Genomic DNA, 19295 nt, shown 5'->3' with positions numbered 1-19295 from the left:
AATAGATTTGCCTCATAGATTGGAAGAAAGAACGCAAAAACGGGGTGAACGGATGTTTTATCAACTGCGGGTGGCAAGGGAAAAAGACGGAGATGTGCTCGAGGCATTTTTAAAACAGGCAAAAACCAGCTATGAAGGCGTGAAAGAAGGCTTCACTCAATTTCTTATGCTGGAGGACAGTGAGAAAAACATTGCCGGATGCCTCGGTATTGAAAAAATAAGCTGTGACCAGGGGCTGCTGCGATCACTTGTCATATCGGACAAGCTTCACCAAGGCCACATCGTCACGCTTTTTCAAAGCATGGAGGTGCTGTGCGAAAAGCATCAGATCAAAACCGTGTACCTAGTAGCAAATCAGCATTCCTCTGCGGACTTTCTGACGGCCATGGGTTTTGAAAGAGCTGAGAGTGTACCGGAGGAGCTGTTTTCTTCTGATCACTTCTGTGAATCGCGGCAAACAGAAGGAGCCGTTTTGATGAAAAAAGCGTCTGGATAAGTGCAGTTTATACACATACTTATCCACTTCTTTATTAGCGTTGTCCACAATTTGTGGATAACGCTTGTTTTATTACAGGACATCTTTTATACTTTCAAAAGGATTACACGCGTAAAACAATCGTTTTATTGTTGTGAATAAGGAGTTTGGTCAGAAATGAAAACGAAAAGATGGTTTGTGGATGTAACTGACGAGTTATCCACAAATGATCCACAAATTGCACAAGCAGCCGCTTTGCTCCGAGAAAATGAGGTCGTTGCCTTTCCGACAGAAACAGTATATGGCCTAGGCGCAAACGCAAAAAATACGGATGCCGTCAAAAAAATATATGAGGCGAAAGGGCGGCCGAGCGATAATCCCCTGATTGTCCACATTGCGGATATCAGCCAGCTTGAGGATTTAACGGGCCCGGCGCCGGAAAAGGCGAAAACATTGATGAAACGGTTTTGGCCGGGAGCACTTACGCTCATTCTGCCTTGCAAACCTGATGCGCTTTCACCTCGTGTAACGGCAGGTCTTGAAACGGTTGCCATTAGAATGCCGGATCATCCGCTTGCCCTTGCATTGATTCGCGAATCGGGACTGCCGATTGCAGCACCGAGCGCCAATCTATCAGGCAAGCCAAGTCCCACAAAAGCGGAGCATGTGGCTCACGACTTGGATGGCCGCATAGCCGGTATTGTGGATGGAGGCCCTACCGGAATCGGGGTCGAATCAACTGTGCTTTCATGTGCGGACGACATCCCTGTTCTCTTGCGTCCTGGCGGCATTACGAAGGAACAAATTGAAGCGGTGATCGGGCCGATCCATGTGGATAAAGGGCTCAGCGACCAAAACGAGAAGCCGATTTCTCCAGGGATGAAATATACACATTATGCGCCGACAGCGCCTCTTGCCATTTGCGAAGGCAGCCCAGAGCGCATTCAGCACCTCATTCAAGAATATCAACAGGGTGGAAGACGGGTCGGTGTCCTGACGACAGAAGAAAAAGCGGGCGTTTATTCCGCTGATTATGTGAAGAGCTGCGGAAGACGGGCTCAGCTTGAGACTGTTGCGGCAGGGCTGTATGATGCTTTGCGCAGCTTTGATGAGAATAAGGTGGATTTCATTATAGCGGAATCCTTTCCGGATACAGGTGTCGGTCTTGCTATTATGAACAGGCTGATGAAAGCCGCCGGAGGAAGAGTGATTCGCTGAAAGCAGTCAGATGTTCTAACCCTTTTTGGACACGCATAGGCTAAAAAAGCGGGGCGTGTCCAAGGGGGTTATTTATGTATGTCGGATTTGTTTATAGGCGAACTGATTACATTAAGCATCATGGCGTTTGCTTTAGGGATGGATGCTTTTTCTGTCGGCCTTGGAATGGGCATGGTCAAACTTAGAAAGAAGCAGATATTCTATATTGGTTTCATCATCGGCCTCTTTCACGTCATCATGCCTCTCGCAGGGATGGCGGCCGGTAACATGCTGTCAGGGCTCCTCGGCGTGTTAGCGGTTTATATCGGTGGGGCGCTGCTTTTTGTTCTTGGGGTTCAAATGCTTATGGCCTCTTTTAAACAGTCAGAAGAACGATTCATGTCACCGGCAGGGCCGGGCTTATTGCTGTTTGCCATCGGCGTCAGCCTTGACAGCTTTTCCGTCGGCTTGAGCTTGGGGATATACGGCTCGCATCCGCTCCTCACAATTACCCTGTTCGGGCTGTTCAGCATGATGTTGACATGGCTGGGCCTGCTGGTCGGAAAACAAGTGCAGTCATGGCTTGGCACATACAGCGAAGCGCTCGGGGGCATCATATTAATCGTGTTTGGATTAAAGCTGCTTTTGCCAATTTAATATACCAATAAAAGAAACGAAGTCGCCGTTTCTTTTTTCTTCATATATAATAGAGAAAAATAAGGGGTGACTGACATGGATATTATTTTTGTCTGTACTGGAAATACGTGCCGCAGCCCAATGGCTGAGGCGCTTTTTAAATCAATTGCAGAAAGGGAAGGGCTGAATGTCAATGTCCGCTCGGCAGGCGTGTTTGCTTCACCTAATGGGAAAGCGACGCCTCATGCAGTCGAAGCGCTGTTTGAAAAACACATTGCCCTTAATCATGTGTCTTCTCCATTAACTGAAGAACTTATGGAATCGGCTGATTTGGTTCTGGCTATGACCCATCAGCACAAACAGATCATTGCCAGCCAATTTGGACGTTATCGTGATAAAGTGTTTACGTTAAAAGAATATGTCACAGGCAGCCATGGTGATGTCCTCGATCCGTTCGGCGGCTCAATTGACATCTATAAACAAACGCGAGATGAGCTTGAAGAGCTTCTTCGGCAGCTGGCAAAACAGCTGAAAAAAGACCGTAGATAAGTTGTCAGAAAATCTGCAAACAGGTCATTTGCAAATCCTGCGTGAAGGAGTAGAATATAGTGAAAAGCACATCATATGGTGTGAATCAAAGAGCGGACAGGCTGCGCGGTCAATAAAGCGGGCGGGCCGCATCACACACGCTGGGAGGAAAAGCAGATGAAAGTAGCCATTGCATCGGATCATGGCGGCGTTCACATTCGAAATGAAATCAAAGAGTTAATGGACGAATTGCAAATTGAATATATTGATATGGGCTGTGACTGCGGCAGCGGCTCTGTCGATTATCCGGATTATGCTTTTCCGGTGGCCGAAAAAGTGGTTAGCGGCGAAGTTGACAGAGGCATTTTAATTTGCGGGACAGGCATCGGCATGAGCATTTCCGCTAATAAAGTAAAAGGGATTCGCTGCGCGCTGGCGCACGATACCTTCAGCGCGAAGGCGACGAGGGAGCATAATGACACAAACATCCTTGCGATGGGTGAACGGGTGATCGGACCTGGTTTGGCTCGGGAAATCGCAAAAATCTGGCTGACTACTGAGTTTACCGGGGGAAGACACCAAACGCGTATTGGAAAAATCTCCGATTATGAAGAGAAAAACCTGTAGGGGTGCTGTTTAATGAATGAGTTGAAACAAACGTGGAAGACGATGCTGTCTGAGTTTCAGGACCAAGCGGAATTGAAACAAGATCAGCTCTTCGTCCTTGGATGCAGCACGAGCGAAGTGGCCGGCAGCCGGATCGGCACATCGGGCAGTGTAGATATCGCTGAAAGCATCTACAGCGGACTTGCTGAGCTCCGGGAAAAAACGGGAATCCATCTGGCGTTTCAATGCTGCGAGCATTTAAACAGAGCGCTTGTCGTCGAAGCAGAAACAGCCAAGCTGTTCAGGCTTCCAACCGTTTCTGCCGTGCCCGTTCCAAAAGCGGGCGGAGCGATGGCGTCTTATGCGTTTAAGCAGATGAAGTCTCCTGTTCTTGTTGAAACCATTCAGGCTGACGCCGGAATTGATATAGGCGATACGTTTATCGGCATGCATCTGAAACCGGTGGCTGTCCCTGTGCGTGTCTCTCAAAACAGCCTCGGTTCAGCTCATGTGACATTGGCGCGTACACGGCCGAAACTAATCGGCGGAGTGCGGGCAGTTTATGAGTGCGAATGAAAGGACTGCATAGCCAGTCTTTTCTTTTATTTTAAGATAGTGAAATAAATTCCGAACTTTAAATTAAATTTAAGTTATTAATATTCGTTTTTACCAATAAAAATTTAGATTTTTTAAAAATAATCTTTTACATCGGCCTTAAAAACCATGTACAATAGTGATGGTAAAAACAAAGAACAGGATACGGATAGGAGAGGATCTCGCTGATGAAACATTTACCTGCGCAAGACGAACAAGTGTTTAACGCCATTAAAAATGAGCGTGAACGCCAACAGACTAAGATCGAATTGATTGCTTCTGAGAACTTTGTAAGTGAAGCGGTTATGGAAGCACAAGGATCTGTTTTGACAAATAAGTACGCAGAAGGATATCCGGGCAAACGCTACTACGGCGGATGCGAGCACGTCGATGTCGTTGAAGATATCGCCCGTGACCGCGCGAAGGAAATCTTTGGAGCGGAGCATGTAAACGTTCAGCCTCATTCAGGCGCACAAGCAAACATGGCAGTGTACTTCACGATTTTGGAGCAAGGCGATACTGTACTTGGGATGAACCTCTCCCACGGCGGCCATTTAACACACGGAAGCCCAGTCAACTTCAGCGGTGTTCAATATAACTTTGTTGAGTACGGCGTAGATAAAGAAACTCAATATATTGATTACGATGACGTGCGTGAAAAAGCCCTCGCTCATAAACCGAAGCTTATCGTAGCAGGAGCAAGTGCGTATCCTCGTACAATCGACTTTAAGAAATTCCGTGAAATTGCTGATGAAGTCGGCGCTTACTTCATGGTGGATATGGCACATATCGCAGGACTTGTTGCGGCAGGCCTTCATCCAAACCCGGTTCCTTACGCTGATTTCGTTACAACAACAACACATAAAACACTTCGCGGTCCTCGCGGCGGTATGATCCTTTGCCGTGAAGAGTTTGGCAAGAAAATTGATAAATCGATCTTCCCTGGAATTCAAGGCGGCCCTCTGATGCACGTTATTGCCGCAAAAGCTGTTTCATTCGGTGAAGTATTGCAGGACGATTTCAAAACATATGCACAAAACGTCATTTCAAACGCGAAACGTCTGGCTGAAGCCTTAACGAAAGAGGGCATCCAGCTCGTTTCAGGCGGAACAGACAACCACCTTATCCTTGTTGACCTTCGTTCGCTCGGACTGACTGGTAAGGTTGCGGAGCATGTACTTGATGAAATTGGTATTACGTCTAACAAAAACGCGATTCCATATGATCCTGAAAAACCTTTCGTAACAAGCGGCATCCGTCTTGGTACAGCTGCTGTAACCAGCCGCGGTTTTGACGGAGACGCATTAGAAGAAGTCGGTGCTATCATTGCGCTTGCATTGAAAAACCACGAAGATGAAGGAAAACTTGAAGAAGCAAGACAGCGTGTAGCTGCTCTGACTGATAAATTTCCTTTATATAAAGAATTAGATTATTAAGATCCTAAAACCCGCTTGGGCTTATGCCCGGCGGGTTTTTTGACGATGTTCTTGAAACTCAATGTCTTTTTTTGTAGAATCAATAGAAGTGTGTAATTGTTGATGGGACAATAAAAAAGGAGCTGAAACACAGTATGGGAAAGGTTTATGTATTTGATCATCCTTTAATTCAGCACAAGCTGACATATATACGGAATGAAAATACAGGTACGAAGGATTTTAGAGAGTTAGTAGATGAAGTGGCTACACTCATGGCATTTGAAATTACCCGCGATCTTCCTCTGGAAGAAGTGGATATCAATACACCGGTTCAGGCTGCGAAATCGAAAGTCATCTCAGGGAAAAAACTCGGAGTGGTTCCTATCCTCAGAGCAGGATTGGGAATGGTTGACGGCATTTTAAAGCTGATTCCTGCGGCAAAAGTGGGACATGTCGGCCTTTACCGTGATCCAGAAACCTTAAAACCCGTGGAATACTATGTCAAGCTTCCTTCTGATGTGGAAGAGCGTGAATTCATCGTGGTTGACCCGATGCTCGCTACAGGCGGTTCCGCAGTTGAAGCCATTCACAGCCTTAAAAAACGCGGTGCGAAAAATATCCGTTTCATGTGTCTTGTAGCAGCGCCGGAGGGTGTGGAAGAATTGCAGAAGCATCATTCGGACGTTGATATTTACATTGCGGCGCTAGATGAAAAATTAAATGAAAAAGGATATATTGTTCCAGGTCTCGGAGATGCGGGTGACCGCATGTTTGGAACAAAATAAAAAATGAAATCCCCAAAAGGGGGTTTCATTTTTTTATCCAGTTTTTTGCTATTCGGTGAATCTGTATACAATTATAGGTGAAAATGTGAACATTCTGTGGAGACGTAAAGTATAAAAAGTTTTTTAACTTTAAACAGATTGACACATGTTAGGGGCTATTGTATGCTAAACGAGGGTATTATGAGAAGGTTTTCATAGCTTTCATTATAGTCCTCATCCTCAATGTAAATCCTCTCAGCAAACCCGTATTATGAGGATTTATTTAAGCGAATGAAACAGCATCCCTGCAAGGCTTGCGGATGAATGATTTTTTCGAACAGGCCCGTTTTGCCGGTCAAAAAAGGTCTTCTACTAAGGGTTAACCGCTGATTTTTGCCGTATCCAAGCTATACATTATTTTTTCATCAGGAGACAGATAATTGATGGACGATCCCAAGCTTACATTTAGCAGACAACGCAAATATTTATTGTTCATTTTGGCAGTGTATGTACTGGGTTATGGTTTAACAGCGTATAAAACCGTTTTTTTAGGCCTTATTCTGGGAACTGTTTTCAGTTTGTTTAATTTTTTACTGCTCGTCAGAAGAATGAATGCTTTTGACAGAGCTGTAGAGAAAGGAAAGTCCATACGATCTCTCGGGAGCGCAGCGCGGTGGTGCAATGCGATTCTTGCTGTGGCTGTTGCCTATAAAAATCCCGAATACTTTCATATGGCAAGTACAGTTATTGGATTAATGACAATATACCCTGTCATTATGATAGATTCCTTTATCCAGCTTAAACGTTCATCAATGGAAGAGAGGTGAAAACCCTTTGAATCATGGTTACAGAACTATAGAATTTCTAGGTCTTACTTTTAATCTGACAAACATTCTGATGATTACTGTGGCGAGTGTGATTGTTTTATTGATTGCTATATTGACGACAAGAACGCTTTCGATCCGTCCCGGAAAAGCCCAGAACTTTATGGAATGGATTGTTGATTTCGTCCGCAATATTATTGGCAGTACAATGGATTTAAAAACAGGGGCTAACTTCTTGGCACTTGGTGTCACATTGCTGATGTACATATTTGTGTCGAATATGCTGGGGCTGCCGTTCTCTATTACAATCGGACATGAGCTCTGGTGGAAGTCTCCGACAGCCGATCCTGCCATTACATTAACGCTAGCCGTGATGGTTGTTGCTTTAACCCACTACTATGGTGTGAAGATGAAAGGGCTCAAGGAATATTCCAAAGACTATTTAAGACCTGTTCCATTCATGCTCCCGATGAAAATCATCGAAGAGTTTGCGAATACGCTGACTCTAGGTTTGCGGCTGTATGGTAACATCTTCGCCGGTGAGATTCTTCTCGGCCTGCTTGCGGGATTAGCAACAAGCCATTATTCGCAAAGCGTGGCTCTCGGTCTTGTCGGTACAATCGGTGCCATTCTGCCGATGCTGGCATGGCAAGCATTCAGTTTATTTATTGGTGCTATCCAGGCATTTATCTTTACAATGCTGACGATGGTGTACATGTCTCATAAAATCAGTCATGATCATTAAAACATTATATCCAAACGGATAACATTTTAAAGGAGGAACTTTTTCATGAATTTAATAGCAGCTGCGATTGCAATTGGTTTAGGCGCACTTGGTGCAGGTATTGGTAACGGTTTGATTGTTTCACGTACGGTAGAGGGGATTGCCCGTCAGCCGGAAGCAGGTAAAGAACTGAGAACTCTTATGTTCATGGGTATCGCATTAGTTGAAGCCCTTCCTATTATCGCTGTCGTTATCGCATTCTTAGCGTTCTTTGGCTAAGCATAAAAGCCTTATATGAACTAAAAATGGCGAAGATCATTCCAAGAGAACCTTCGCCATTGCTTTATGTCTGATAAGCATCCCGCCTTGCCGGCTGAAAAGAGACAAGTGCGGCTGCTGGATCAGCAAAGAAAAACCTGCAGAAGGGAGTTGCCGTAGTAGATGTCTCAATTACCACTTGAACTAGGATTGTCGTTTAACGGCGGAGATATCCTGTTCCAACTGTTAGCTATGTTAATCTTATTAGCGCTTCTGAAGAAATACGCTTTAGGGCCGCTATTAAACATAATGAAACAGCGTGAAGACCACATCGCTGGAGAAATTACGTCTGCTGAAGAAAAAAATAAAGAAGCGCAGCAGCTGATTGAAGAGCAGCGCGTTCTTTTAAAAGAAGCAAGACAGGAATCCCAAACTCTTATCGAAAACGCAAAGAAACTGGGAGAGAAGCAAAAAGAAGAGATTATTCAGGCTGCACGTGCAGAATCTGAACGTCTGAAAGAAGCAGCAAGAACTGAAATCGTGAAGGAAAAGGAACAGGCGGTTTCTGCTCTCCGTGAGCAAGTAGCGTCTCTTTCTGTCATGATTGCGTCGAAAGTGATCGAAAAAGAACTGGATGAACAAGCGCAAGAGAAATTGATCCAGGACTATCTTAAAGAGGTAGGAGATAGCCGATGAGTGGATCAGCTGTCTCTAAACGATATGCATCAGCTCTTTTTGATATAGCCAATGAGTCCGCTCAGCTGAATCAAGTAGAAGAAGAGCTAATTGTTGTAAAACAAGTATTTCAAAATGAAAAAGCGCTTAATGATGTGTTGAACCATCCGAAGGTGCCGGCTGCGAAGAAAAAAGAGCTGATTCAAAATGCATTTGGCTCTTTGTCACAGTCCGTACTCAATACGATTTTTCTTTTGATTGACCGCCATCGTGCCGCGATTGTCCCTGAGCTCACAGATGAGTTTATCAAACTCGCAAATGTGGCCCGTCAAACAGAAGACGCAATCGTATATTCAGTGAAACCGCTGACGGATGCAGAAATGTTACCATTATCACAAGTGTTTGCAAAAAAAGCCGGAGTCGCTTCACTGAGAATCAGAAATGAAGTGCAGACGGATTTAATAGGCGGTATTAAAGTCCGCATTGGAAACCGGATTTATGACGGCAGCGTAAGCGGGAAGCTTCAGCGCATTGAACGTCAATTAGCCGGGGAAAATCGATAGAAGGGGTGAAACCTAAGTGAGCATCAAAGCTGAAGAGATTAGCACGCTGATAAAACAGCAAATACAAAATTATCAATCTGATATTAAAGTTCAAGACGTAGGTACAGTCATCCAAGTCGGTGACGGTATTGCACGTGTGCACGGCCTTGACAACTGTATGGCCGGTGAACTTGTCGAATTTTCAAACGGTGTTTTGGGTATGGCTCAAAACCTTGAGGAATCAAACGTAGGTATCGTCATCTTAGGACCTTTCAGTGAGATCCGTGAGGGAGACGAAGTAAAAAGAACAGGCCGCATCATGGAGGTTCCTGTTGGTGAAGAGTTAATCGGCCGTATTGTAAACCCGCTAGGCCAGCCGGTTGACGGACTAGGCCCGATTCTGACAAGCAAAACTCGTCCGATCGAAAGCCCTGCACCAGGCGTTATGGACCGTAAATCCGTTCATGAACCGCTTCAAACCGGTATCAAAGCGATCGATGCACTGATTCCAATCGGCCGCGGCCAGCGTGAGCTGATCATCGGTGACCGTCAAACAGGTAAAACATCTGTTGCGATCGATGCGATCCTGAACCAAAAAGACCAAGACATGATCTGTGTATATGTTGCGATCGGCCAAAAAGAATCAACAGTCCGCGGCGTAGTAGAAACATTGCGTAAACACGGCGCGCTTGATTATACAATTGTTGTAACGGCGTCTGCGTCACAGCCGGCACCGCTTCTGTACCTGGCACCGTATGCTGGGGTTACAATGGCAGAAGAATTTATGTACAACGGCAAGCACGTTCTTGTTGTATACGATGATCTTTCTAAACAAGCGGCCGCTTACCGTGAGCTGTCCTTGCTTCTTCGCCGTCCGCCAGGCCGTGAAGCGTTCCCTGGGGATGTATTCTATCTTCATTCCCGTCTGCTTGAGCGTGCAGCAAAGCTTAGCGACGCGAAAGGCGCAGGATCAATTACAGCTCTGCCGTTCGTAGAAACACAAGCCGGAGATATCTCTGCTTATATTCCGACGAACGTCATTTCCATCACCGACGGACAGATCTTCCTGCAATCTGATTTGTTCTTCTCAGGCGTACGTCCAGCGATCAATGCCGGATTGTCTGTATCCCGTGTCGGCGGCTCAGCGCAAATCAAAGCGATGAAAAAAGTATCAGGTACTTTGCGTCTTGACCTTGCGTCATACCGTGAGCTGGAAGCATTCGCTCAATTCGGTTCTGACCTCGACCAAGCGACTCAGGCAAAACTGAACCGCGGTGCGCGTACAGTTGAAGTGCTGAAGCAGGATCTGAACAAGCCGCTTCCGGTTGAAAAGCAAGTAGCTATTCTTTATGCGCTGACAAAAGGATATCTCGATGATATTCCTGTGGCGGATATCAGACGTTTTGAAGAAGAGTACTACATGTACCTTGACCAAAACCATAAAGACCTGCTTGACGGAATTGCGAAAACAGGAAACCTTCCTGCTGATGAAGACTTCAAAGCTGCAATCGAAGGCTTCAAACGCACATTTGCACCAAGCAACTAACTCGAATGCTGATGAGAGAAAAAGGTTCTCTTTTTCTCTCTTTTTACGCAGATGAAGAGAAAAGGTGGTGAAATCTTTGGCCTCATTACGCGATATTAAGTCAAGGATCACGTCAACGAAAAAAACAAGTCAGATTACAAAAGCCATGCAGATGGTATCTGCGGCTAAGCTGAATCGTGCTGAAAACAATGCAAAATCATTTGTGCCATATATGGATAAAATCCAAGAGGTTGTGTCAAACGTCGGAAGAGTTTCCGGCAACGTGAAGCACCCGATGCTTCTCAGCAGAGAAGTGAAAAAAACGGCATACCTTGTCATTACGTCTGACCGCGGTCTTGCCGGCGCTTTTAACAGTTCGGTTTTACGGAGTGCTTATCAGGCCATGCAAGAACGTCATCAGTCTAAGGATGAGTATGCGGTGATTGCCATCGGAAGAGTGGGCCGTGATTTCTTTAAGAAACGGGAGATTCCGATCATTTCCGAGTTAACAGGACTTGGAGATGAAGTAACGTTTACAGAAATTAAAGATCTTGCCCGTCAAACGATTCAAATGTTTATAGACGGTGCGTTTGATGAATTGCACCTTGTTTATAACCATTTTGTCAGCGCCATTACTCAAGAAGTAACGGAGAAAAAACTTCTGCCGTTATCTGATTTGGGCAGCGGCGGCGGAAAAAGAACGGCGTCTTATGAATTTGAACCATCTGAAGAGGAGGTTCTGGAGGTTTTGCTTCCTCAATATGCAGAAAGCTTAATCTTCGGTGCGCTTCTTGACAGTAAAGCAAGTGAGCACGCTGCAAGAATGACGGCGATGAAAAACGCGACAGACAACGCGAAGGAACTTATCGATTCACTTTCGCTTTCTTACAACCGCGCTCGCCAAGCAGCCATCACACAAGAAATTACGGAAATTGTCGGCGGAGCAGCCGCTTTAGAATAGAAAGATTTTGTCAGGAGGGATAGCGATGAAGAAAGGACGCGTTAGCCAGGTATTAGGACCGGTCGTCGACGTGCGTTTTGAAGACGGTCACTTGCCTGAAATTTATAATGCGATTAAAATTTCACAGCCAGCTGCAAGTGAAAACGAAGTAGGTATTGATTTAACGCTTGAGGTCGCTCTTCATTTAGGTGATGATACAGTCCGTACAATCGCAATGGCATCTACAGATGGTGTTCAGCGCGGTATGGAAGCTGTAGATACAGGAGCGCCAATCTCAGTACCGGTTGGTGATGTAACACTTGGACGTGTATTTAACGTTCTCGGAGAAAATATTGATTTGAATGAGCCGGTTCCTGCGGATGCGAAAAAGGATCCGATTCACAGACAGGCGCCTTCATTCGATCAGCTTTCAACAGAAGTTGAAATTCTTGAAACAGGTATTAAAGTTGTTGATTTGCTTGCTCCTTACATTAAGGGCGGTAAAATCGGATTGTTCGGTGGTGCCGGTGTAGGTAAAACCGTATTAATCCAGGAATTAATCAACAACATCGCGCAAGAGCACGGCGGTATCTCTGTATTCGCCGGCGTAGGAGAGCGTACTCGTGAAGGGAACGACCTTTTCTACGAAATGAGTGACTCTGGCGTAATCAACAAAACAGCCATGGTATTCGGACAAATGAACGAGCCGCCGGGCGCACGTATGCGTGTTGCTTTGACAGGCCTTACAATGGCTGAGCACTTCCGTGATGTACAAGGACAGGACGTACTGTTCTTCATCGATAACATTTTCCGTTTCACACAAGCGGGTTCAGAGGTTTCAGCCCTTCTTGGCCGTATGCCTTCAGCGGTTGGTTATCAGCCGACGCTTGCAACTGAGATGGGTCAGCTCCAAGAGCGTATCACGTCTACGAACGTTGGATCAGTTACATCTATCCAGGCGATCTACGTGCCTGCCGATGACTACACTGACCCGGCGCCGGCGACAACGTTCGCTCACTTGGATGCGACAACAAACCTTGAGCGTAAATTAACTGAAATGGGTATTTACCCTGCGGTTGATCCGTTGGCATCTACATCACGCGCCCTTGCTCCTGAAATTGTTGGAGAAGAGCACTATGCGGTTGCGCGTGAAGTACAGTCAACGCTTCAGCGTTACAAAGAGCTTCAGGATATCATTGCGATTCTCGGTATGGATGAATTAGGCGAGGAAGACAAACTTGTCGTTCACCGCGCACGTCGTATCCAGTTCTTCCTTTCTCAGAACTTCCACGTGGCTGAACAGTTCACTGGACAAAAAGGTTCTTACGTGCCTGTAAAAGAGACGGTACAAGGCTTCAAAGAAATCTTAGCCGGTAAATATGACCATCTTCCAGAAGATGCATTCCGTCTTGTAGGCCGTATCGAAGAAGTTGTTGAGAAAGCAAAAGAAATGGGTGTAGAAGTTTAATCTGGTCCTAGGAGGGTAAAAGCATGAAGACCGTTAAAGTCAATATCGTTACTCCCGACGGCCCAGTATACGATGCGGATATCGAAATGGTGAGTGTGAGAGCCGAAAGCGGCGATCTCGGTATTTTGCCAGGCCATATTCCAACCGTGGCTCCTCTTAAAATCGGCGCTGTCCGTCTGAAAAAAGACGGGCAGACTGAAATGGTTGCCGTCAGCGGCGGTTTTGTAGAAGTCCGTCCTGATCATGTCACCATCCTTGCCCAGGCTGCCGAGACAGCGGAAGGCATCGATAAAGAGCGCGCTGAAGCTGCACGCCAGCGGGCGCAGGAGCGTTTGAATTCTCAATCAGATGATACTGACATTCGTCGGGCTGAGCTTGCGTTACAGCGGGCTTTGAACAGATTGGATGTAGCAGGGAAATAAGAAAAAATCCTTCTCATAAAGAGAAGGATTTTTTTATGAACGCACAAGAGAATCAAACAGCGATAACAGCGGGCGATCCTCTTTTGGACGCAGGTATAAACCATCACAGGCATTCATTGTATGCCACGATTTGCGATGTCTTCTAAAGCCAAGTGTATAAGCGCCGTCTTTATAGGGATAAGGTTTTACAACCCATTCAGCATCTTCATGGCGGGCAATCACACAATCTATAAGATAAACACTGATCATTTTCTCGAATTCTTCAATAGGAAGATTCCAATCAGCAAGCAAAAGTTCTTGTATACTTTGAAAATAGAGGTTTTCAAGCTCTTCAAGGCTTTCTCTCGTATAGGTAAGAGAAATGTTAAAAAACTGACACAATTCATTCAGTTCTTCAATCTGTGACTGTCTATAATCATAATAGAATGCAATTGCTTCCCATTCCTGATCAAAAATTGGCAGGTCCTCACCATATTGCTTTTCAGGCTGAAAAAAAGAATGATTCACATTTGCCAGCTCCTTTCCAATAAAGTATACCATGTAAAAGAATCGCACTTTAAGCGGGGATTAGCCCTAGATTTGGGTGATTATTCCGTTCTGTATAAAATGTATCATCTTTATCTGTGCTTCTTATATAATAAGAAAGGGTATGAACGCAGAGAAAGGAGTGTAATAGATGAGTGTATTGGGACAGCAGGCTGCAATCGGCATTGTCGTTCACCTGATTTTTATAGCAGTGACTTGGTGGGCGTTGCAAGCCGTCAATATAGATCCGTTAATCAAAAAAGGCAAAGTCGTGCAGGCAAGACTCCTGATGATTTTGCTGACAATTGCCATTGGAACGGCCGTTGCCAATTTCTTTTTAGATTATCTCAATTATTCACAGCAGCTTCCCTATCTATTTTAATAGGTTTTGAACATTATTAAATGGTTGGGAGAAGCGGGTTGAGGCGAATAGCTCGAGTTTTGACGAAGATTTTTACGTATGGCGCCTCTTGCCTCCGGTAAAACTGGGGATAAGGGGGAGAGATGAACATGAAGAAAAAACAAGTAAGCCACGCTATTATCATTTCCGTCATGTTAAGCTTCGTCATTGCTGTTTTCCATACCATTCATGCGAGTGAATTAACGCCGTTAGCACAGATGGCAGAGGGGATGGAACGCCAAGATGTGTCAATAGATAAGTGGACATTGCATGCAAAACAAAACATGTCACTGACCGAAAAAGAATTTTATCAAAAAGTGCAACGTTTAAAATCAGAGTATCGTCAATATGATTGGGTGATTGCACGGGAAGATAAAATGATAAAGGCAATTGGCACATATACTGACAAAAAAAATCGTACTTCTTTTAGACTGCAGCTTGTCACAACCCTCAAAAAACACAATCCAACTTCGTATTTATTATATGAGCAAATGAGTCTAGAGACACCGGATAGCTGGAATGATACATATGAACAGTTTGAACGGGAGACACTTGGGATATTCCAAGAAAAAGTAGTTATTTTTACTTGTCTAAATGGTCACTTAGATGATAATATGAATATTGTTTTGCAAAAAAAAGCAAATCAGTTATTAAATGAATTTCAAGCAAGATCAGTAGAACATGTAGTTGAGCCAAATTTCGTTTCTATTTCTGCGTTTACAGATGAGTGGGAAGAGTACATTATGACCTCGAAACATAAAATGAATTTGCAAATTGCACTTAGAAGTGCAGGAATGGGCGGAAAACATACCGTTACGGTTGGCACACCAATCGTTACGACTGAATATTAATATAGAGAATTTAGGGACGCGGAGGGGAATACCTTGGAAAAAATCATCGTCCGCGGCGGTCAGAAGTTAAACGGCACAGTCAAAGTTGAAGGCGCTAAAAATGCCGTTTTACCTGTTATCGCTGCATCTTTATTAGCAAGTGAAGAAAAAAGCGTAATTTGTGATGTACCTACGCTCTCCGATGTATATACAATTAACGAAGTGTTGCGTCATTTAGGAGCAGATGTGCATTTTGAAAATAATGAAGTGACTGTAAATGCTTCATACGCTTTGCAAACTGAAGCACCTTTTGAATATGTTCGTAAAATGCGTGCGTCTGTGCTTGTCATGGGGCCGCTTCTTGCGCGTACAGGTCATGCAAGAGTTGCACTTCCGGGCGGATGCGCAATTGGTTCCAGACCGATTGATCAGCATTTAAAAGGTTTTGAAGCAATGGGCGCAAAAATCAAAGTCGGTAATGGCTTCATTGAAGCTGAAGTAAAAGGCCGACTGCAAGGCGCAAAAATTTATCTGGACTTCCCAAGTGTAGGAGCTACAGAGAACCTGATTATGGCAGCCGCTCTAGCTGAAGGAACAACAACGCTGGAAAACGTGGCAAAAGAACCCGAAATCGTTGATTTAGCAAACTATATCAACGGCATGGGCGGGAAAATCCGCGGAGCTGGCACCGGCACCATCAAAATTGAAGGAGTCGAAAAGCTTCACGGCGTAAAACATCATATTATTCCTGACCGCATTGAAGCGGGCACATTTATGGTTGCTGCTGCAATCACTGAAGGAAACGTATTAGTAAAAGGAGCGGTTCCTGAACACCTCACCTCTTTAATTGCAAAAATGGAAGAGATGGGTGTAACAATTAAGGATGAAGGTGAAGGTCTGCGTGTCATCGGCCCGAAAGAACTTAAACCGATTGACATCAAAACAATGCCTCACCCGGGCTTCCCGACTGATATGCAGTCACAAATGATGGCGCTTCTGCTTCGTGCAAGCGGCACAAGCATGATTACAGAAACCGTTTTTGAAAACCGTTTTATGCATGCGGAAGAATTCCGCCGTATGAATGGTGATATCAAGATTGAAGGACGTTCTGTCATCATTAACGGTCCTGTACAGCTTCAGGGAGCTGAAGTTGCAGCGACTGATTTGCGTGCAGGTGCAGCGCTGATTCTTGCGGGGTTAGTGGCTGAAGGTCACACACGTGTTACTGAATTGAAGCACTTAGACCGCGGTTACGTTGATTTCCATCAGAAGCTTGCCGCTCTGGGCGCAGACATCGAACGTGTAAATGATGAGTCTGCTTCTGAGCAAGAGAATAAAGAAGTCGTTTCTGACTTAAATGCATAAACTTACTTGAAAATCAGTATGTCACTCTGGCATACTGGTTTTTTATTTTTTGTGTATTATCATCATTATGCGCAAAATAGCAAAAAAGAATACGTAAATGACAAATAAAGTTTCTGTCCAAAACGAGAGTCATATTAGCTTGTCCCTGCCCATAGACTAGACTAGAGTCGAATCCCGAGCAGGAGGCAGCTGAATATGAAACAATTCGCAATCACACTATCCGTACTATGTGCATTGATTCTCTTGGTTCCCACACTCTTGGTTATACCATTCCAGCATAATAAGGAAGCGGGGGCCAGCGTAGAATCAGAAAAGACAGCAGTCAGCACGAAACCAGCATCGAAAGGAGCAGAAACATTGAAAGCTTCACCTGTTTCTATTCCCGTCTATCGAACCGCAAATCAATCCGTAGAAGACATTCCGCTTGAAGAGTATGTGATTGGAGTCGTCGCCTCCGAAATGCCGGCAACCTTTGAATCTGAAGCACTGAAAGCCCAGGCCCTCGCCGCCAGAACATTTATTGTCAGACTGATGGTGTCAAATTCAGCGGTTGAGGCTCCTAAAGGCTCACTGGTGGATGATACACAGATGTTCCAGGTGTATAAAAACAAAGCGGAGCTGAAAAAACAGTGGGGCACAAGCTATGAGACAAAACTGAAGAAAATCACAGATGCGGTAGCCAGTACGCAAGGCAAAATCTTAACGTACAACAACCAGCCGATTGAAGCATCCTTTTTCTCCACAAGCAACGGCTACACAGAGAATGCAGAAGCTTATTGGACAAGTGCTATCCCATATTTAAAAAGCGTCAAAAGCCCATGGGATAAAAAGTCTCCGAAATATAAGGCAACGAAAACCTTTACAGCGGCAGAATTTCAGCAAAAGCTTGGCGTCAAGCTGGATGGATCTAGCGCAGTAGGGAAGATTACCGGCGAGACACCGGGCCACCAGGTCGCAACTGCCGTCATTAACGGCAAGACGCTGAAAGGAAGAGACATACGTGAAAAGTTGGGTCTCAACTCCGCCGATTTTGAATGGAAGCGAAATGGAGACACAATTACAGTCACGACGAGAGGATTTGGTCACGGTGTGGGGATGAGTCAATACGGAGCGAATTTTATGGCCAAAGAAGGCAAAACGGTTGATGACATTGTAAAGTACTATTACCAAGGTACACAAATTTCTGAGGCAGATGCGTTTTTGAATAAATATATGGCGAAAAAGTAGAAAAAGACGCCCATTGGGCGTCTTTTTCTGTTCTTGAATGTCTTTTATCTAAGAGCAGCTGAAACGGTTTAGAGGAGCTTCTGACCGTCTTTAAGGATCAGTCCTTTTTTCCTGATTTCAGGCTTTGAGATTGTGGTAAAGTCATCCACATTTGTCGACAGACTTCGACAGACTCATATAACGAAAGCCGAAAGGCGGACAATCTTCTCTTTTCATAGGGGCGTTAGGTGGAAATCACTAATAAAAACATAGGTTTCTATGCAAAAGTAAACAACAGCAATGGGGAAGCCCGCCCTATTTATTTCTCGGTTTTTGTTGATTACGATAGATTATGTTCAGCGTTGAACATCTGCACGCAGAAACAAATTGGTAAAGGGGTACGAACATGAAGAAAAGATTTTCACTGATCATGATGACAGGATTGCTTTTTGGATTAACTTCACCTGCTTTTGCAGCTGAAAAGACAGAAACGGAGGCTAAAGCGCCGGCGAACGTGGCGGTCTTGCTTGATGCCAGCGGAAGTATGGCGAAAAGAATAGATGGTGTATCTAAATTTAATTCAGCCAAAAAAGAAATTTCAAAGTTTGCGAGCTCATTGCCAGAAGGAACTCAGGTGAAAATGAGCGTGTTTGGCTCTGAAGGAAACAATAAAAATTCCGGAAAAGTTCAGTCATGTGAAGCCATTCGCAACGTATACGGCTTCCAAAGCTTTAACGAGCAAAGCTTCCTCAATTCTCTCAATACAATTGGGCCGACTGGCTGGACGCCAATTGCCAAAGCGCTGAACGAGGCGAAATCTTCTTTTGACCAGCTTGATGCAAAAGGGGAAAAAGTGGTGTATCTGTTGACAGACGGTGAGGAAACGTGCGGAGGAAACCCGATTAAAACAGCAAAGGAACTGCAAAAAGACAATATCACTGTTAATGTGATCGGCTTTGATTATAAAGAGGGATACAAAGGCCAGCTGAACGCAATTGCGAAAGTAGGCGGCGGTGAATACTTCCCGGCTTATACCCAAAAAGATGTTGAGAAAATTTTCACTCAGCAATCACTAATGTTATCTAAATAAGAAAAAAGAGGCTGGTGATGGTCAGCCTCTTTTTGTATGTAACAAAAACTTCAAAACTAATTAGCTGTCTGCCTGTAGCATAGTAGCAGATTTCCGTTTTTCTGTCATAATCAAGGCGAAAAAAGAATGAATGATCACACAAGCTGTTTATGCTTTCTGGGCGGAAATGGCTAAAAATGAACGGCATTTCAAGCGATTTTGGACAGATCGTGAAAGCAGCACAAAAGGCAGCATGTCCTATATCTTTTTGCATTTTCGTATTCTAGCATAAAGAAGAATCCAACAT

At 44.7% G+C, this 19295-nt stretch carries 24 protein-coding genes; 23 read left to right on the top strand and 1 reads right to left on the bottom strand.

The genetic code is table 11. The annotated features are described in order from the left end of the window. Positions 1–52 precede the first annotated feature (52 nt). From bslm_RS18170 to bslm_RS18090, 17 genes are all read left to right on the top strand, one after another. A complete protein-coding gene (locus tag bslm_RS18170) occupies positions 53–496 on the top strand; it encodes a GNAT family N-acetyltransferase (RefSeq protein WP_003244265.1) in 444 nt (147 codons plus the stop codon). A gap of 156 nt (positions 497–652) precedes the next feature. Beyond that, entirely contained in the window at positions 653–1693 is a 1041-nt protein-coding gene (locus bslm_RS18165; RefSeq protein WP_003227659.1) for an L-threonylcarbamoyladenylate synthase, read from the top strand. A 78-nt stretch (positions 1694–1771) separates the two neighbouring features. After that, the gene (locus tag bslm_RS18160) at positions 1772–2329 is read left to right on the top strand and encodes a manganese efflux pump MntP (protein WP_003227661.1); all 558 of its coding nucleotides are present in this window, start codon (positions 1772–1774) and stop codon (positions 2327–2329) included. Positions 2330–2404: 75 nt separating this feature from the next. Next, positions 2405–2857, top strand: coding sequence for a protein arginine phosphatase PrpB (gene prpB / locus bslm_RS18155; RefSeq protein ID WP_003227664.1), 453 nt, complete (start codon positions 2405–2407; stop codon positions 2855–2857). A gap of 156 nt (positions 2858–3013) precedes the next feature. Next, positions 3014–3463, top strand: coding sequence for a ribose 5-phosphate isomerase B (gene rpiB / locus bslm_RS18150; protein ID WP_003221910.1), 450 nt, complete (start codon positions 3014–3016; stop codon positions 3461–3463). Between the two features lie 12 nt (positions 3464–3475). After that, positions 3476–4018: a TIGR01440 family protein gene (locus tag bslm_RS18145; protein WP_003227667.1), complete on the top strand. Its 543-nt coding sequence runs from the start codon at positions 3476–3478 to the stop codon at positions 4016–4018. Positions 4019–4224: 206 nt separating this feature from the next. After that, the gene (gene glyA, locus bslm_RS18140) at positions 4225–5472 is read left to right on the top strand and encodes a serine hydroxymethyltransferase (protein ID WP_003227669.1); all 1248 of its coding nucleotides are present in this window, start codon (positions 4225–4227) and stop codon (positions 5470–5472) included. 134 nt (positions 5473–5606) lie between these two features. Beyond that, positions 5607–6236, top strand: coding sequence for a uracil phosphoribosyltransferase (gene upp, locus bslm_RS18135; protein ID WP_003227670.1), 630 nt, complete (start codon positions 5607–5609; stop codon positions 6234–6236). A gap of 422 nt (positions 6237–6658) precedes the next feature. Then, positions 6659–7042: an ATP synthase subunit I gene (gene atpI, locus bslm_RS18130; protein WP_003243159.1), complete on the top strand. Its 384-nt coding sequence runs from the start codon at positions 6659–6661 to the stop codon at positions 7040–7042. 7 nt (positions 7043–7049) lie between these two features. Beyond that, positions 7050–7784: a F0F1 ATP synthase subunit A gene (gene atpB / locus bslm_RS18125; protein ID WP_003242621.1), complete on the top strand. Its 735-nt coding sequence runs from the start codon at positions 7050–7052 to the stop codon at positions 7782–7784. 45 nt (positions 7785–7829) lie between these two features. After that, positions 7830–8042, top strand: coding sequence for a F0F1 ATP synthase subunit C (gene atpE / locus bslm_RS18120; protein WP_003151167.1), 213 nt, complete (start codon positions 7830–7832; stop codon positions 8040–8042). 162 nt (positions 8043–8204) lie between these two features. Then, entirely contained in the window at positions 8205–8717 is a 513-nt protein-coding gene (gene atpF / locus bslm_RS18115) for a F0F1 ATP synthase subunit B (protein WP_046381391.1), read from the top strand. After that, entirely contained in the window at positions 8714–9259 is a 546-nt protein-coding gene (locus bslm_RS18110; protein ID WP_003243176.1) for a F0F1 ATP synthase subunit delta, read from the top strand. The genes atpF and bslm_RS18110 overlap by 4 nt, the downstream gene beginning before the upstream one ends. A 16-nt stretch (positions 9260–9275) precedes the next feature. Continuing rightward, complete coding sequence (gene atpA / locus bslm_RS18105) at positions 9276–10784, top strand: F0F1 ATP synthase subunit alpha (protein WP_046381390.1); 1509 nt, start codon at positions 9276–9278, stop codon at positions 10782–10784. Between the two features lie 76 nt (positions 10785–10860). Next, a complete protein-coding gene (gene atpG / locus bslm_RS18100) occupies positions 10861–11724 on the top strand; it encodes an ATP synthase F1 subunit gamma (RefSeq protein ID WP_003244388.1) in 864 nt (287 codons plus the stop codon). A 25-nt stretch (positions 11725–11749) separates the two neighbouring features. Next, entirely contained in the window at positions 11750–13171 is a 1422-nt protein-coding gene (atpD, locus tag bslm_RS18095) for a F0F1 ATP synthase subunit beta (protein WP_003227686.1), read from the top strand. Between the two features lie 23 nt (positions 13172–13194). Continuing rightward, entirely contained in the window at positions 13195–13593 is a 399-nt protein-coding gene (locus tag bslm_RS18090) for a F0F1 ATP synthase subunit epsilon (RefSeq protein WP_003227688.1), read from the top strand. 33 nt (positions 13594–13626) lie between these two features. Here the strand turns inward: bslm_RS18090 and bslm_RS18085 are convergent, their stop codons facing one another. Continuing rightward, the gene (locus bslm_RS18085; protein ID WP_003243900.1) at positions 13627–14100 is read right to left on the bottom strand and encodes a hypothetical protein; all 474 of its coding nucleotides are present in this window, start codon (positions 14098–14100) and stop codon (positions 13627–13629) included. A gap of 169 nt (positions 14101–14269) precedes the next feature. Between bslm_RS18085 and bslm_RS18080 the strand changes: the two genes are divergently transcribed. The 6 genes from bslm_RS18080 (at position 14270) to bslm_RS21475 (ending at position 19280) form a co-directional block, all read left to right on the top strand. Then, positions 14270–14500: a DUF1146 family protein gene (locus bslm_RS18080; RefSeq protein WP_003227691.1), complete on the top strand. Its 231-nt coding sequence runs from the start codon at positions 14270–14272 to the stop codon at positions 14498–14500. 128 nt (positions 14501–14628) lie between these two features. Beyond that, positions 14629–15369: a YwmB family TATA-box binding protein gene (locus bslm_RS18075; protein WP_015483817.1), complete on the top strand. Its 741-nt coding sequence runs from the start codon at positions 14629–14631 to the stop codon at positions 15367–15369. Positions 15370–15402: 33 nt separating this feature from the next. Beyond that, on the top strand, positions 15403–16713 hold the full coding sequence (murA, locus tag bslm_RS18070) for a UDP-N-acetylglucosamine 1-carboxyvinyltransferase (protein WP_029726057.1): 1311 nt from the start codon (positions 15403–15405) through the stop codon (positions 16711–16713). A gap of 195 nt (positions 16714–16908) precedes the next feature. Further along, the gene (spoIID, locus tag bslm_RS18065) at positions 16909–17940 is read left to right on the top strand and encodes a stage II sporulation protein D (RefSeq protein WP_019712591.1); all 1032 of its coding nucleotides are present in this window, start codon (positions 16909–16911) and stop codon (positions 17938–17940) included. A 385-nt stretch (positions 17941–18325) separates the two neighbouring features. After that, positions 18326–19009 carry a vWA domain-containing protein gene (locus tag bslm_RS18060; RefSeq protein WP_003227700.1) on the top strand — a complete coding sequence of 228 codons (684 nt, stop codon included), beginning with the start codon at positions 18326–18328 and terminating at the stop codon, positions 19007–19009. Between the two features lie 130 nt (positions 19010–19139). Then, complete coding sequence (locus bslm_RS21475) at positions 19140–19280, top strand: hypothetical protein (RefSeq protein ID WP_003227702.1); 141 nt, start codon at positions 19140–19142, stop codon at positions 19278–19280. The last annotated feature ends 15 nt before the right edge of the window (positions 19281–19295 follow it).

It is taken from the genome of Bacillus sp. LM 4-2 (assembly GCF_000978495.1).
Classification (GTDB): Bacteria; Bacillota; Bacilli; order Bacillales; family Bacillaceae; genus Bacillus; species Bacillus subtilis.
Note: the sequence above shows the minus strand (reverse complement) of the source record. Positions and strands in the feature narration are given on the sequence as shown.

Coding starts and splice junctions, on each gene's coding strand:
- bslm_RS18170 (WP_003244265.1), top strand. CDS start 53: ATGTTTTATCAACTGCGGGTGGCAAGGGAAAAAGACGGAGATGTGCTC.
- bslm_RS18165 (WP_003227659.1), top strand. CDS start 653: ATGAAAACGAAAAGATGGTTTGTGGATGTAACTGACGAGTTATCCACA.
- bslm_RS18160 (WP_003227661.1), top strand. CDS start 1,772: ATGTCGGATTTGTTTATAGGCGAACTGATTACATTAAGCATCATGGCG.
- prpB (WP_003227664.1), top strand. CDS start 2,405: ATGGATATTATTTTTGTCTGTACTGGAAATACGTGCCGCAGCCCAATG.
- rpiB (WP_003221910.1), top strand. CDS start 3,014: ATGAAAGTAGCCATTGCATCGGATCATGGCGGCGTTCACATTCGAAAT.
- bslm_RS18145 (WP_003227667.1), top strand. CDS start 3,476: ATGAATGAGTTGAAACAAACGTGGAAGACGATGCTGTCTGAGTTTCAG.
- glyA (WP_003227669.1), top strand. CDS start 4,225: ATGAAACATTTACCTGCGCAAGACGAACAAGTGTTTAACGCCATTAAA.
- upp (WP_003227670.1), top strand. CDS start 5,607: ATGGGAAAGGTTTATGTATTTGATCATCCTTTAATTCAGCACAAGCTG.
- atpI (WP_003243159.1), top strand. CDS start 6,659: ATGGACGATCCCAAGCTTACATTTAGCAGACAACGCAAATATTTATTG.
- atpE (WP_003151167.1), top strand. CDS start 7,830: ATGAATTTAATAGCAGCTGCGATTGCAATTGGTTTAGGCGCACTTGGT.
- atpF (WP_046381391.1), top strand. CDS start 8,205: ATGTCTCAATTACCACTTGAACTAGGATTGTCGTTTAACGGCGGAGAT.
- bslm_RS18110 (WP_003243176.1), top strand. CDS start 8,714: ATGAGTGGATCAGCTGTCTCTAAACGATATGCATCAGCTCTTTTTGAT.
- atpD (WP_003227686.1), top strand. CDS start 11,750: ATGAAGAAAGGACGCGTTAGCCAGGTATTAGGACCGGTCGTCGACGTG.
- bslm_RS18090 (WP_003227688.1), top strand. CDS start 13,195: ATGAAGACCGTTAAAGTCAATATCGTTACTCCCGACGGCCCAGTATAC.
- bslm_RS18080 (WP_003227691.1), top strand. CDS start 14,270: ATGAGTGTATTGGGACAGCAGGCTGCAATCGGCATTGTCGTTCACCTG.
- bslm_RS18075 (WP_015483817.1), top strand. CDS start 14,629: ATGAAGAAAAAACAAGTAAGCCACGCTATTATCATTTCCGTCATGTTA.
- spoIID (WP_019712591.1), top strand. CDS start 16,909: ATGAAACAATTCGCAATCACACTATCCGTACTATGTGCATTGATTCTC.
- bslm_RS18060 (WP_003227700.1), top strand. CDS start 18,326: ATGAAGAAAAGATTTTCACTGATCATGATGACAGGATTGCTTTTTGGA.
- bslm_RS21475 (WP_003227702.1), top strand. CDS start 19,140: ATGATCACACAAGCTGTTTATGCTTTCTGGGCGGAAATGGCTAAAAAT.